The 13,759-nt window shown below is 50.6% G+C and carries 13 protein-coding genes; 6 read left to right on the forward strand and 7 right to left on the reverse strand.

The features are described from left to right. The 6 genes from ACO1NT_RS10065 to ACO1NT_RS10090 all read left to right on the forward strand — a co-directional run. Positions 1-1,950 (forward strand): SusC/RagA family TonB-linked outer membrane protein (locus tag ACO1NT_RS10065; RefSeq protein ID WP_449048498.1); only part of this gene is annotated, 1,950 nt, incomplete at its 5' end. A 21-nt stretch (positions 1,951-1,971) separates the two neighbouring features. After that, entirely contained in the window at positions 1,972-3,486 is a 1,515-nt protein-coding gene (locus ACO1NT_RS10070; protein WP_449048499.1) for a RagB/SusD family nutrient uptake outer membrane protein, read from the forward strand. A 37-nt stretch (positions 3,487-3,523) separates the two neighbouring features. Beyond that, entirely contained in the window at positions 3,524-4,426 is a 903-nt protein-coding gene (locus ACO1NT_RS10075; RefSeq protein ID WP_449048500.1) for a hypothetical protein, read from the forward strand. A 62-nt stretch (positions 4,427-4,488) separates the two neighbouring features. After that, entirely contained in the window at positions 4,489-5,343 is an 855-nt protein-coding gene (locus ACO1NT_RS10080) for a glycoside hydrolase family 16 protein (RefSeq protein WP_449048501.1), read from the forward strand. Positions 5,344-5,419: 76 nt separating this feature from the next. Beyond that, positions 5,420-6,838: a glycoside hydrolase family 30 protein gene (locus tag ACO1NT_RS10085; RefSeq protein ID WP_449048502.1), complete on the forward strand. Its 1,419-nt coding sequence runs from the start codon at positions 5,420-5,422 to the stop codon at positions 6,836-6,838. A gap of 13 nt (positions 6,839-6,851) precedes the next feature. Then, positions 6,852-8,600: a cellulase family glycosylhydrolase gene (locus ACO1NT_RS10090; protein WP_449048503.1), complete on the forward strand. Its 1,749-nt coding sequence runs from the start codon at positions 6,852-6,854 to the stop codon at positions 8,598-8,600. Between the two features lie 19 nt (positions 8,601-8,619). Here the strand turns inward: ACO1NT_RS10090 and ACO1NT_RS10095 are convergent, their stop codons facing one another. The 7 genes from ACO1NT_RS10095 to ACO1NT_RS10125 form a co-directional block, all read right to left on the reverse strand. Beyond that, positions 8,620-8,940, reverse strand: a complete 321-nt coding sequence (locus ACO1NT_RS10095) for a heavy metal-binding domain-containing protein (protein ID WP_449048504.1) — start codon at positions 8,938-8,940, stop codon at positions 8,620-8,622. Between the two features lie 64 nt (positions 8,941-9,004). Beyond that, positions 9,005-9,439: a PepSY-like domain-containing protein gene (locus ACO1NT_RS10100; RefSeq protein WP_449048505.1), complete on the reverse strand. Its 435-nt coding sequence runs from the start codon at positions 9,437-9,439 to the stop codon at positions 9,005-9,007. Positions 9,440-9,526: 87 nt separating this feature from the next. Beyond that, positions 9,527-10,591, reverse strand: a complete 1,065-nt coding sequence (locus tag ACO1NT_RS10105; RefSeq protein ID WP_449048506.1) for a M20 family metallo-hydrolase — start codon at positions 10,589-10,591, stop codon at positions 9,527-9,529. Next, entirely contained in the window at positions 10,584-11,387 is an 804-nt protein-coding gene (gene proC / locus ACO1NT_RS10110) for a pyrroline-5-carboxylate reductase (RefSeq protein WP_449048507.1), read from the reverse strand. Before proC ends, ACO1NT_RS10105 begins: the two co-directional genes overlap by 8 nt. A 49-nt stretch (positions 11,388-11,436) precedes the next feature. Further along, the gene (gene argB / locus ACO1NT_RS10115) at positions 11,437-12,231 is read right to left on the reverse strand and encodes an acetylglutamate kinase (RefSeq protein ID WP_449048508.1); all 795 of its coding nucleotides are present in this window, start codon (positions 12,229-12,231) and stop codon (positions 11,437-11,439) included. Positions 12,232-12,290: 59 nt separating this feature from the next. Next, complete coding sequence (locus tag ACO1NT_RS10120) at positions 12,291-13,253, reverse strand: acetylornithine carbamoyltransferase (protein ID WP_449048509.1); 963 nt, start codon at positions 13,251-13,253, stop codon at positions 12,291-12,293. A 92-nt stretch (positions 13,254-13,345) separates the two neighbouring features. Further along, a partial coding sequence (locus ACO1NT_RS10125; RefSeq protein ID WP_449048510.1) for an aminotransferase class III-fold pyridoxal phosphate-dependent enzyme occupies positions 13,346-13,759 on the reverse strand: 414 nt, incomplete at its 5' end.

Here is a 13,759-nt window from a genome sequence, read left to right on the forward strand (position 1 = left end):
CCGGTTATCATGACGGATCCCGATTTGCTCGCCCAACCCCCTTACAGCAACCAGACCGTGGTGAGGGACGCCAACGGGAACCCGTATGCGATTTCCCAAAACGTGGCGCAGGAAATGACCAATCCATTAGCTTATTTAGACACGAGATTAGGCAACTACAGTTGGTCCCATAATATCGTGGGCAATGTCTTTGTTGAAATCGAACCGATTAAAGGCCTTCGTATCCGGTCTACATTGGGCACTAAACTAGCGTGGTGGGGTGGCGAAAGTTTTGACGGCATTTACTATTTGAATGCCGCTCAGAATAGATCTACAACAGCTTTCCATCGGAATAGGAACCAAGGGCTTAATTGGAATATCGAAAATATCGTCTCCTATAGCCGTGAGATCGAAGCGCATAATTTCACCGTGTTACTTGGACAGGGTGCTTATGTAGAGAACATAACAAGTGGTCTCAACCTTACCTTTAACAATATACAAGCAAACAGTTTCGATGAAGCGACATTCAATCTAAAGGTTCCTACCGCTGAAAGGCTCGCCGATGCCTACGATGGGATTACACACAATTTATCGTCGTTATTCGGCCGTGTGATATACGACTATAACGAAAAGTATCTATTTACAGGCATCGTACGCCGCGATGGCTCTTCGAAATTCGGGCAGGACAGGAAATACGGCATCTTTCCATCAGCATCCGTCGGATGGGTCGTGACCAACGAAGATTTCTGGCCTACCAACCGGTATGTGAATGCACTTAAGATTCGGGCTTCGTATGGTGTCGTCGGTAACGATGCCAGTAACGGAGACTTCCAGTTCATTCCCACCATCGGAATGGGTGGCGGAAGAAACTATATATTTGGTATCGATAACATGTATATTGGTGCCAGCCCAAATGCCCCGGCTAACCCCTTGTTGGCCTGGGAGGAGACGAGTCAATTGAATATCGGTACCGACGCCACGTTATTTGGCGATTGGACACTCGGTTTCGATTGGTTCCAAAAAAAGACCTCGGGTATACTTTGGACACTGACCATTCCGGGGTATGTGGGTGTAGGTGACCCGACTGTAAACCTGGCCGACATGGAGGCTTCGGGAGTTGAACTCGAATTGGGCTTTCGTAAATCTTTTGGTGACCTTCAACTGAATGTTAATGGGAATCTATCTCGCGCCACCAACAAGGTAACCTACCTAAGTGATGATTTAGATTTTCATGAACGCGGCGCCGGTGGTATCCAAAACTTTGTACATGGCCTTCAGCGCACCCAAGTTGGACATGCTTTCAACTCATTCTACGGTTACGACATATTAGGCGTCTTTCAGAATCAAAGCGAAATCGACGCATATGTATCTTCTGAGGGCAACAAAATACAACCAAATGCCAGCCCAGGAGATTTTAAGTGGGCTGATTTGGATGGAAATGGCACTATTGACGCAGAGGATCGTAAATTTTTGGGAACGGCAATCCCCACGCTCAACTATGGCCTAACCATCAATGCCGCATACAAGAACTTTGACTTACTGGTCTTTGGACAAGGGGCTTCGGGCAATAAGATTTTCCAGGGCTTAAGGCGCCTGGATATTACCAATGCAAATTGGCATAATAAAATCCTCGGTCGCTGGACAGGCGAAGGCAGCAGCAACGACCGGCCACGGGCCACATTGTCCGACCCGAACCAAAACTATTCGAAACCGTCTGATTTTTACTTAGAAGACGGAGCGTATCTACGTATCAAGACGCTGCAACTGGGGTATACCTTACCTTCTACACTGACCGGAAAAATCGGGCTCCGAAAAATCCGGGCATACGTAAGCAGCAACAACCTGTTTACCCTGACCAGTTACACGGGTTACGACCCCGAGGTTGGCGGCGGGTCGGACGTATGGGGTATCGACACCGGTGTCTACCCACAAGCACGCTCGTTTCTCTTTGGTTTAAATCTATCGTTGTAAACCTCAAAACAAAATAAGATCATGAATAAGATTGTTCATTTATATAAAGCTACTTTGGTCATTACGCTGGTCATTTTCAGTGCTTGCTCCAAAGAGTTCCTTAACCCCGATCCGAAGGGCACGCTCATGGAAGAGACTTATTACAGCAATCCCGAAGAGGCATTTGCGGGATTGGTGTCGGTCTATGATCCCGTGGGCTGGCAAACAGCTGTCACCTATTTCAATTTCGGCGCGCTAAACGCGGCCTCCGATGACCATGTCGCCGGCGGTGGCGGCCCCAATGACATGGAAACCTGGCAACGTTGGAGCAACTATACGCTCAACGAGTCCATCGGCCCACAACAGGATTATTGGGACCGGAACTTTACAGGCGTCTCCCGCGCAAACATCTTTATCAAGAAGCTAGAAACGGGAATACCGGGGCTGAGTGACGCATTGGCGGCACGTTACCTTGCCGAGGCAAAATTCCTCAGGGGCTACTATTATTTCGATTTGGTACGGTTATTCCGCAATATACCGTTCTACACCGAACCACTGACTACCGACAATATGCGGGAGCAAACGCAGGTTGCACCGGAGGTTGTATATGCACAGATTGAACAAGATTTGAAAGACGCTATCGCCGTACTGCCACCTACGGTGCCTGCAGCAACCGAAGGCGGAAGGGTCACCAAAGGGGCTGCCCAAGCGCTGCTCGGCAAGGTGTTCATATACCAGAAAAAATGGAGCGAAGCCGCAACGCAATTGGCCGAAGTGAACGGAACCCCCGGTGGGACCAGCCAATATGGCTACCATCTACTGGATGAATTCGAGGATGTTTTCAGACCTGACAATAAATTCCATTCCGAGGCAATCTTCGAAATCGTACACTCCGCCGTTGGCGCACTTGATTGGGGTGCTTGGGGCGTATTCTACGGCAACGTAGCCACGGTGATGTTCGGTCCGCGCGGCTACAGTGGTCCTTCATATTACTCCGGCTGGAGTTTCTGCCCCATCACGGAAGAGTTGTATAATTTACTGCACTACGACCCGCGTTTCAAAGCAACGGTGGCCGATGTGGATAGTTTGGAAAAAATCGGTGAAGCCCAGTATGAAAAGGGGTATATGAATACCGGCTGGTTTATCCAAAAATATGCGCCACTTACGGAATTTGCGGCCACCAACGGCGTCCGTGAGTTAAACTATCCGCAAAACTACATCGAGATCAGGCTCGCCGATACGTATCTCCTCGAAGCCGAAGCCTTGGTGGAAAGTGGCCAAGGCGGCGGTGCGGGTAGCCGCGCCTACCAACTGCTCAATGCCGTGCGCAACCGTGTAGGCCTCGGACCAATAGAAGCCACATTGGATAACATTTTCCTCGAACGCCGCAAAGAACTGGCCACCGAAGGGCACCGCTGGTATGATCTTATACGATCCGGCCGGGCCCCGGCCGCGCTGGGCGACCGTGGTTTCGTAGCCGGCAAACATGAGGTACTGCCCATCCCGTACAATGAGCTACTGAACACCCAGTTGGAACAGCATGAAGCATACAGGTAGGATCATGAACACGAAAAAGAATTAATTTGAAACAATCATGAAAAGGACAATAACTGGGCTTTTGATCGCCACCATTATTTTGCACGGCTGCAGGGAAGAAAAGTACAATTTAGGGAACATTCCTACGCCAGACTTCGAGGTGCAACCCGGTGAAGATGCCAATACGGTGGTACTCGTAAACAAAACGCCGGGCAGCTCTATCGCTTATTGGGAAACCAGTACCGGACAAAAATTCAAAGGCGACAACGTGTCGGCACGCTTTACATTTGAAGGGGAATATGATGTTACGTTGATGGCCATCACACCGGGTGGTACCGCAACCACTACCAAACAAGTATCCATCACCCAGAGTGACCCCACGGCCTGCAACCCCGACCGCGCGCTGGGTTTCATCGCCGGATGTACCGAAAGAGTTTGGCGCTACAACCCAGAAGCAGGTGCATTCAAGGTAGGTGACCAGGGCCCCGATGCGGGCAACTGGTGGTCAAGCACTGCCGATGACGTCACGGGGCGGGCCTGTGAATTCAATGACGAATTCACCTTCCACTTCAATGCGGAAGGGACATTCAACTATAACAATAAAGGCGATTTCTATGCCGACGCCTATTTAGGCAGTAAATCAACTTCTTGCGAGCCAGCCGGCAACCTGACCGGCGACCAAGCTGCATGGAACTCAGGCACATTCAGCTTCTCTGTCATCGAAGGTACCGGTGTAAATGGCCTCGGTCAATTGGTATTGACCGGTAGGGGTGCCCACATCGGCATCAAAAAAGCTCATAACGGCGGGGAAACGGCAACCGGACCGGTGGGTAATTCCGTAACATATGATATACTCGCCATGGAACAGAATGCAGGTGGTAAAGGATACGACATCCTCAAAATAGGCGTGAACATCGGGGGTAACGGCTGGTGGACGTTTACGCTACGTTCCGATAGTTGATATCGATACGAGCAAGCCGATGCAAATATCGGCTTGCTATGAAAACTTTTTAGATTCGTAACATGAACAATGATCACATGACCAGCTTCTTTTTTTTGCCATTGCTGCTCGTTGCCTGTGGAAAGGAACCGAGAACGCCGAACATCCCAGCCCCCCAATCGCCAACACAAAGGGAGTACACCTTTGCTGCCACCCCATCATGGGCAGACGAATTTGATTATGATGGCCTGCCCGACGAGGATAAGTGGGGGTATGACATTGGCTCGCAGCATAACGGATGGGGCAATAACGAATTGCAGTTCTATACCGAAAAGCGTACCGAAAATGCAAGGGTAGGTGACGGCGTACTCACCATTACTGCTGTCAGGGAAGAGCATGAGGGATTGGCATACACCTCGGCGCGACTGATAAGCCGGGGAAAGGCCGACTTCCTTTACGGCCGTTTCGAGGTACGTGCCAAAGTGCCGCAAGGCGTGGGTACCTGGCCAGCGGTATGGATGCTCCCTACCGATTGGAAATACGGGGGCTGGCCAGCATCCGGTGAAATCGACATCCTCGAACATGTGGGCTACGACCAAGATGTGGTACATATCAGTGTACATACCGAGGCATATAACCACGTTATCGGCACACAGAAAACGGCTACGAAGAAAATAGAAAATGCCACATCCGATTTCCACCGATATCGTGTAGACTGGACGCCCACTTATATACGTGGCTTTGTGGATGATGTACAGATTTTCAGTTTCCAGAACGAAGGAAAGGGTTATAAGGTGTGGCCATTTGACCAGCCATTCCATTTGTTGATTAACGTCGCGGTGGGTGGTAATTGGGGTGGCCAACAGGGTGTCGACGAGCACGCTTTCCCGGCCGCCATGGAAGTAGATTATGTAAGGGTGTATCCCCTCGAAAATTGATATCGATGGAAAACGTGAATTTGAAAATTATATCGTCGACGCGGGTACCGTGGCACCCATACATTACTAACCCGATATGATGATCCCCAAATCACTGAAAAAACGCAACCTCATTTCCTTTGCTGCATTCGCCTGGGTATTGTCTGGTTGCTCATTATCCCAGCCAGGGGTGGAAAACTGGCTTACCAATACCCACGACGGCTCAGTATTGTTCGAAAAACAGCTATCCAGCCCATTGATTACGGACCACGCAGCCGGATTACCCACTATTGAAATTGACGATAATCAACGCTACCAGACAATCGACGGTTTTGGCTTCACGTTGACCGGCGGCAGTGCATACCATCTCATGCAAATGTCGACCGAGGCTCGGGCCACATTGCTCCAGGAGCTCTTTGGCACCGAAGATGCCGACATTGGTGTCAGCTATTTACGCGTTAGCATCGGGGCTTCAGACCTGAATGCGTTTCCCTTTTCATATAACGACTTACCCAAGGGGCAAACAGATCTGGAAATGGAGCGATTTGACCTCGGCCCCGACCGCGACGATGTGATTCCGGTATTGAAAGAAATCCTGGCCATCTATCCTGATCTGAAAATCATGGGCTCCCCGTGGTCGCCACCTGCATGGATGAAAACCAATAACGATACGCGGGGGGGCAGTCTTAAACCGGAATATTATTCCGCGTATGCAAAATACTTTGTACGGTATATCGAACAGATGGCCGCCGAAGGCATTCGCATTGATGCAGTCACTGTACAGAACGAACCCCTCCATCCCGGCAATAACCCCAGCCTGTTGATGCTTGCCAACGAAATGGCCGATTTTGTGAAAAATCATCTTGGTCCAGCATTCGAACAGGCCGGTATTGCCACAAAGATCTTCATCTACGACCACAACTGTGACCGCCCAGACTATCCCATCAGCATCTTGGATGACCCCGATGCTAAACGATTCGTCACCGGCTCGGCATTCCATCTCTACGGGGGCACCATCGATGCCCTTTCCACGGTCCACGACAAGCATCCGGATAAGGAGTTACACTTCACCGAGCAGTGGATGGGAGCGCCGGGAGACCTATCTACCGATGTCCCTTACCACGTCAAACAACTGACTATTGGAGCCACACGTAATTGGAGCCAAACGGTATTGGAGTGGAACCTGGCCAACGGACCCGACCATAGCCCCCACACGGACCGCGGGGGCTGCGACCGTTGCCTAGGTGGCGTCACCATAGACGGCGACAATGTAACGCGCAATCCCGCATATTATGTGGTAGCCCACGCCGCCAAATTTGTGCGACCGGGTTCCGTGCGCATTGCATCCAATGAAATCGAAGGGCTGCCCAACGTTGCCTTCTGTACCCCTGTGGGTAAAACGGTGCTGATTGTATTAAATGAAACCAACACTTCACAAACGTTCTGCGTGAAACATGGTGAACAGCAATTCAAAGCAGTCCTCCAACAGGGAGCGGTAGCGACCTACATCCTTTAGAAAACCTATCATTATGCAAAAGATACCCATTTTCATACTCGCATTATCAACAATCATTTGCAGCGCCTGCAATGTCGCTACCCGCACGAAAAACTTCCTCAAAGCGCAAGGTCACCATATCGTCGATGGCCGGGGAGACACCGTCATTCTTCGCGGCATGGGCCTCGGCGGATGGATGCTCCAAGAAGGATATATGTTCAAACTGGGCTCCATTGGGCAGCAATACCGTATCCGTGAACACATTGAAGACCTGATCGGGCCCGAAGAAACCGAACGGCTTTATAAAGAATGGCTCGCCAAACACACCCGCAGGATCGACATTGACTCAATGGCCGCATGGGGGTTTAATTCCATCAGGCTACCCATGCACTATAACCTGTACACCCTACCGGTGGAAATGGAACCCGTTGCCGGCGAGCAGACTTGGCTGGATGTCGGCTTTGCGATGACGGACAGTCTCCTTGCATGGTGCAAAGCCAATAACATGTACCTTATACTGGATCTCCATGCAGCACCGGGGGGTCAAGGGAACGACCTTAATATCTCCGATCGGAACCCGGATAAACCGTCGTTTTGGGAAAACGAGGAAAACCGTAGGAAAACCATTGCATTTTGGCGCAAACTAGCAGAGCGATATGCCGACGAGGAGTGGATAGGTGGCTATGATGTGCTTAATGAAACCAACTGGGGTTTCGAAGACCCCACCGATTTCCGCGGGACCGCCGAACAAACCAACGCCCCCTTGCGCAAATTCCTCTTGGACGTCACCCACGCTATCCGTGAGGTCGATACCAACCACATCATCTTCTTGGAGGGCAACGGCTTCGCCAACAACTATAACGGCATATTCCCGAAGTGGGACGACAACCTTGTACTGAGCTTTCACAAATATGGTAACCCCAATGTACCGGGGGCCATCCAGCGCTTTCTCGACCTCCGCAATGAACACGACATCCCCCTTTGGTTGGGGGAGTCGGGTGAAAATTCCAACACGTGGTTTACAGAGGCAATCGAACTTTGCGAGGCGAACGGCATAGGCTGGGCATGGTGGCAAAATAAGAAGATGGGAATCAACCAACCCCTCGAAATTAAACAGCCCCGTGGGTATGGGGAACTGTTGGCCTATTGGACAGGAAAGGGTGCAAGACCATCGCGCGAAAATGCAATGCGCACGCTGAATGAATGGCTGGAAAACCTCAAGTTTGAAAACAATATTATACACCGCGATGTAGTGGATGCGATGTTCCGCCAGGTAAACGCAGACCATGCGATACCATTTCGGGAAAACCGAATCGAAGCCGGTAGCGTTCTGCCAGCGGTAAATTTCGACATGGGACGACAGGGGGTCGCATATTACGATACCGACACCGCCAGTTACCATTACACACCTGGCATGAACACCCAGGGCAACCGTGGCCGTAGTTACCGTAATGACGGAGTGGATATCCGGCCCGATTCATCCGGACACCACATTTTCCATATCGAAGACGGAGAGTGGGTGCAATATACCGTCAATATAGCGGAAGAAGGGATAGGTGGCGTGACGCTTCAGGTAGCGGCCGAAACCGGGGTCGGGCAAATTAACCTGCACATCGATGGCCAGGTATTAACACAGTCTATCATGGTACCGCCCACAGACGGTGATCGGGCGTGGACGGGCATTCCGGTACAAATACCCGAACTGGACCGGGGAACGCATACCCTACGCATACAAGCTATTCGCGGGGGCTTTAACTTCAAATCAATTACATTCGGGCGGTAGCGTCCGAATGTATTCGCCCTTATTCCAACACCACGGCAGTGCCGCTAGCCGTTACCATCAGCATGCTACCACCACTGCCTAAGGTCTCGTAATCGAGATCCACACCCACTACGGCATTTGCTCCCATCGAAGCCGCATATTGCTGCATTTCGTAAATAGCGGTTTCTTTAGCTTCGCGCAAAACCTTTTCGTACGAACCGGACCGGCCACCTACGATATCTCGTATCCCTGCGAAGAAATCCTTGAAAAAATTGGCTCCAATAATGGTTTCACCGCTGACCAAACCAATATATTTGACAATCTTTTGTCCTTCCACTTGCGGCGTTGTTGTAATAAGCATGGTCTTTATTTTCTTATTTTGACGCAAGTGGAAGGAAAAAGTTACGCTAGGACACCCTTAACCATTAGTCTATCCGCAGGAAACTACCTTCTTTATCAAATTTCAGGTCAATGCCATTGGAGAGCGTAACTTCTTGTCCCCGATCATCCAGCTCCCAATCACGGATAAAATAATCAGGGTAATTGGCTTGTACATACGCTAATATTTTTTCGGGCACTACGCTATCAGGTAACCTGCTGGTACCCTCTACGCTAATTATGTTGCCTTTTTTATCGAAATCCAAGTTGAACCCATCACTCAGGTAAACATCATAAGAGGTCCTCAGGTCATCCCGCTCTTTTACTACTTGGATGATTTCATGGTCGGGGAAATGTTGCGAAATGAAAAGTTGTGCCTCTTTCGGAAGACCGTCGGCAACAATGACACTTTCCTTATCACAAGCCGTAAACACCATCAACATAACGGCGACACTACATACTGAATAGATTACTTTTTTCATGATTAATACGTTATTGTCCTTAATTTAAACCAAGACAACCTTCGGGTCGATTACCCCTACTTACCATGAAAAAAAATATCCGCAACATCAGCCCGTCACCACCCGGTCAAGTATATTGATATATAGTGCAATACCCTCGCCTATTTCATCAAGATGGATAAACTCGTCTGCCATATGCGAGCGGGCGGAATCGCCGGGCCCCAGTTTAAGTGAAGGGATATCCAACAATGCCTGGTCACTGGTGGTAGGTGAGCCGTATGTGGTACGGCCCAATGCCAGCCCAGCTTGCACCACAGGATGGTCCTTGGGTATCGATGATGGTTTGAGCCTCACGGAACGGGGTTTCACCTCGCAACTCACGTGCTCACGGATGATCGCCAGTACCTCTTCGTTGCGGTAGGCATCCGTTACACGGATATCCACTACGAATTCGCACGTTGCGGGCACCACGTTATGTTGGGAACCGGCATGGATTACGGTGACACTCATCTTGATCGCACCGAATTCGTCAGACTCCTTGGGAAAACGGTAACTCGTAAACCATTCGATATCTTTCAGTGCCTTATAAATAGCGTTATCGCCCTCCTCCCGGGCCGCATGGCCAGCTTTTCCATGCGCTGTGCAATCGAGCACCATCAGCCCACGTTCGGCGACGGCAAGTTGCATCAAGGTAGGTTCGCCAACTATGGCAAAGTCCAACGGACCCAAATCGGGAATCACCAACTCCAAGCCGTTCGTACCGGAAATTTCTTCTTCCGCTGTCGCGGCGATGCAGAAATTGTAGCGGAGCCCTTCCCGAGCATAGAAATGCAGGAACGTAGCCACTAAAGACACCAAACATCCACCCGCATCGTTACTTCCCAAGCCGTAGAGCTTACCATCGGCCATATCGGGCGAAAAGGGATTACGCGTATACCCTGTATTGGGCTTCACCGTGTCGTGGTGGGAGTTGAGCAGAATGGTAGGCTTGTTGGTATCGAAAAACTTGTTGTATGCCCACACGTTGTTCATCTTCCGGAACGTCCGTATGCCCCGTTGTTGCAGAAACCGTTCAATCGTATCTGCCGTTTGGTTTTCCTCCTTACTAAAGGAGGGGATACGGATTAAATCACGTAATAGATGGGTGCTGTCTTGGGTCAGTTTCTCAATCATTATAAAGTCCTCCCGCTTTGCGTGCAGAAAGTTTAATCCCTTTGATAAATGCCGAGCTGAATCCATTGTGTTCCATTTCATTCAGTCCGGCAATCGTACAGCCCTTGGGCGATGTCACCTTGTCGATCTCTCCTTCGGGATGACTTTGTGTTTGCAGGAGCAAATCGGCTGCACCCTTGGCTGTCTGCACGGCCATCTTCAACGCGTCGTGTGCATGAAAGCCGATTTCGACACCTCCCTGCGACGCTGCGCGGATGCTACGCAGGAAAAAGGCGATCCCGCATGCGCAAAGCGCCGTTGCCGATGTCATCAGGTCTTCGTTGATGGTAACGACCGCACCGACCGTTTCGAACAACTTCGTCACCCGTTCCAATTGTTCATCAGATGCATTATCCGATGCGATACACGTCATCGATTGCCCGATGGCGATAGCCGTGTTGGGCATCGCGCGGATAACCTGTACATTGTTACCCAGCTTATTGCGCACGTCGGCACACGTAACGCCCGATATAACGGACACAATCAGTTGCTTTTCCGGTGAAATGGCAGGGGCGATTTCTTCAAGCACGCTCTTAAGCTGTTGCGGCAAAACGGCAAGTACAATCACACTGGCGTCATACATAGCCACCTTGTTGTTATCACTTATGTTGAACCCCTTTGCGGCTTCCTCGCTCAACGATTTAAGGTTGCGCCTTGTCAAGGTAATATCTTCCGCTCGGCAATAGGCCTTTTTCACCAACCCTTTGGCCAATGACAGGCCGATGTTACCGCTTCCGATTATTGTTATTTTGCTCATTTCATTAAATTATAAGTCGTATGTAGAAATCTAAAACTGCCCATCAAAATCACCTCACCATCCGGGTACCGAACCGCCGTTCGTGCAGTAAGTGGAGATCGTCCGCGTGGCCTATGCACACTTCACGCACGCCTTTCGCGATTGCATCAAACGCGTTATACAACTTGGGCACCATACCATCAGCAACAATGCCCGCCGCCTGCAACCCTTCAAAATCCGCCGCTTTTATTTCGGGTATCACCGAAGCTTCATCATGCACATTCTGCAGCACCCCCCGCTTTTCAAAGCAATACACCAATGAAGTATCGTACCGCGATGATAATGCGACGGCCAAAGCAGAAGCAATGGTATCCGCATTCGTATTGAGCAACTGCCCCCCCCCATCGTGGGTAATCGCCGAAAATACAGGTACAAAGCCACTTTCCATCCATGTCGTGATGGCTTCCTCATCCACCGATGCCGGAAGTATGTCTCCCACGAACCCGTAGTCAATTTTGTCGACGGGTCGTTTCACGGCTTTAATGCTGTTCCCGTCGGCTCCACTTAGGCCCAATGCATTGCACTTCCTCGCTTGTAGCCCCGCCACCACTTGCTTGTTCGTCAAGCCTGCATATACCATGGTCACAACCCGCAGCATCGGCTCGTCGGTGATACGGCGGCCTGCAACAAGTGTGGCTTCGATACCCAGATCGGCCGCCATGCGCGTAGCTATCTTCCCGCCGCCGTGAACCAACACCTTGCGGCCGCGCAAGCTAGCAAATCGGTCCAGAAAGCGCCTTAACCCTTCGGGATGGTCGATAATGTTACCCCCTATTTTAATCACCCATAATTTATCTACCGCCATACTAACTATCTTGTCGTTGAATGATTTTCATTCCTTACCGAAGCACCTGTGCCATAAAATCAATTTTCGCCCAACATCCGTTTCAATACCGCCTGGGCCGCCCATACACGGTTGCCGGCCTCGGGGATGACCAACGATTGCGGTCCGTCCAGTACCTCACTTGCTAACTCGAGGTCACGGCGAACAGGCAAACAGTGCATTACCTTGGCGTTGTTGGTAATCGCCAACTTCCGGTTATCTAACATCCACTGTTCCCTTACCGGTAGAATCTGGCCATAATCATCGTAAGAAGACCAATTTTTCACGTATACGAAGTCAGCCCCTATCAATGCCTCATCCAAAGAATTGACCACAGCTGCCCCTTGCGTAAACACTTCCGACAAAGCATAACCCTCGGGGTGCGCAATGGTAAAATCGACCATGCCCGCTGCCTGTGCACGGCACATCCATTCCGAAAACGAGTTAGGAACCGCCTGCGGCAACGCCTTTACGTGGGGAGCCCATGCCAATACAACCTTGGGTATGCTTGGTTTGCGCCAATGTTCATGGATGGTGATCAAATCGGCGAAGCTTTGGAGGGGGTGCCGTGTTGCACTTTCCAAACTGATTACGGGAACGCCGCAGTAGCTGGAAAATTTCCGGAATAGATCCTCACTGTAATCCGCATCGCGGTCAATCAGTTTCGGAAACGACCGTATGCCCAACACGTCGCAGTATTGGCCCATGACGGCCGCCGCTTCGCGGATATGTTCCACGGTAGCCCCATCCATGGCCACACCATCGCGTGTCTCGAGCGCCCAACCATCCTTATCCATGTTCATCACCATAACGTCCATACCTAGTTGCATGGCGGCCTTCTGCGTACTCAGACGTGTCCGTAAACTCGGATTAAGAAAAACCAAACCCAACGTCTTCCGCTTGCCCAATTGCTCATAAGCAAATGGTGCTTGCTTTAAGCGCAATGCTTCATCTACTATTTCCGACAGATCAACGACATCCGCCACCGAAAAAAATTGTTTCATCCGACAGTCATATATTATTAATGAGTTCGCGGCCCCTTCCGCTTTACGCCCTCGCGCAAGACCACGCTAGCGTCAGCCCGATTTGGTACGAACTAGAATTCTCCCAATCTCTCCTCTAATGCCTCCAGAAAAAGATCGGCCTGAGACCGCGTCACGCTCAGTGCCGGCAGCAACCGAATGACATTCGGTTTGGCCTCGCCCGTGAAGATACGGTTTTTGGCTAATAAATCTTTTTTGACGGTGCTCATTTCGCTGGGCAATTCGATACCGATCATCAACCCCCTACCACGTACATCGACGATACGATCAAAACGATTAAGCTCGCCAATAAGGTAGCTTCCCACCTCCAACGCATTCCGCATCAGCTCTTCCTGCTGCATCACCTCCAGAACAGCCAATGCCGCGGCACAAGCCAAGTGATTACCGCCGAAGGTCGTACCCAGCATACCGAACCACGGTCTAATCTGCGGTGAAATGGCTATGCCTCCTATGGGGAACCCATTACC

Source organism: Parapedobacter sp. (genome assembly GCF_053550995.1).

Coding starts and splice junctions, on each gene's coding strand:
- ACO1NT_RS10105 (WP_449048506.1), bottom strand. CDS start 10,591: ATGATTGAGAAACTGACCCAAGACAGCACCCATCTATTACGTGATTTA.
- ACO1NT_RS10095 (WP_449048504.1), bottom strand. CDS start 8,940: ATGCTTATTACAACAACGCCGCAAGTGGAAGGACAAAAGATTGTCAAA.
- ACO1NT_RS10075 (WP_449048500.1), top strand. CDS start 3,524: ATGAAAAGGACAATAACTGGGCTTTTGATCGCCACCATTATTTTGCAC.
- ACO1NT_RS10080 (WP_449048501.1), top strand. CDS start 4,489: ATGAACAATGATCACATGACCAGCTTCTTTTTTTTGCCATTGCTGCTC.
- ACO1NT_RS10085 (WP_449048502.1), top strand. CDS start 5,420: ATGATGATCCCCAAATCACTGAAAAAACGCAACCTCATTTCCTTTGCT.
- ACO1NT_RS10090 (WP_449048503.1), top strand. CDS start 6,852: ATGCAAAAGATACCCATTTTCATACTCGCATTATCAACAATCATTTGC.
- argB (WP_449048508.1), bottom strand. CDS start 12,231: ATGGCGGTAGATAAATTATGGGTGATTAAAATAGGGGGTAACATTATC.
- ACO1NT_RS10120 (WP_449048509.1), bottom strand. CDS start 13,253: ATGAAACAATTTTTTTCGGTGGCGGATGTCGTTGATCTGTCGGAAATA.
- proC (WP_449048507.1), bottom strand. CDS start 11,387: ATGAGCAAAATAACAATAATCGGAAGCGGTAACATCGGCCTGTCATTG.
- ACO1NT_RS10100 (WP_449048505.1), bottom strand. CDS start 9,439: ATGAAAAAAGTAATCTATTCAGTATGTAGTGTCGCCGTTATGTTGATG.
- ACO1NT_RS10070 (WP_449048499.1), top strand. CDS start 1,972: ATGAATAAGATTGTTCATTTATATAAAGCTACTTTGGTCATTACGCTG.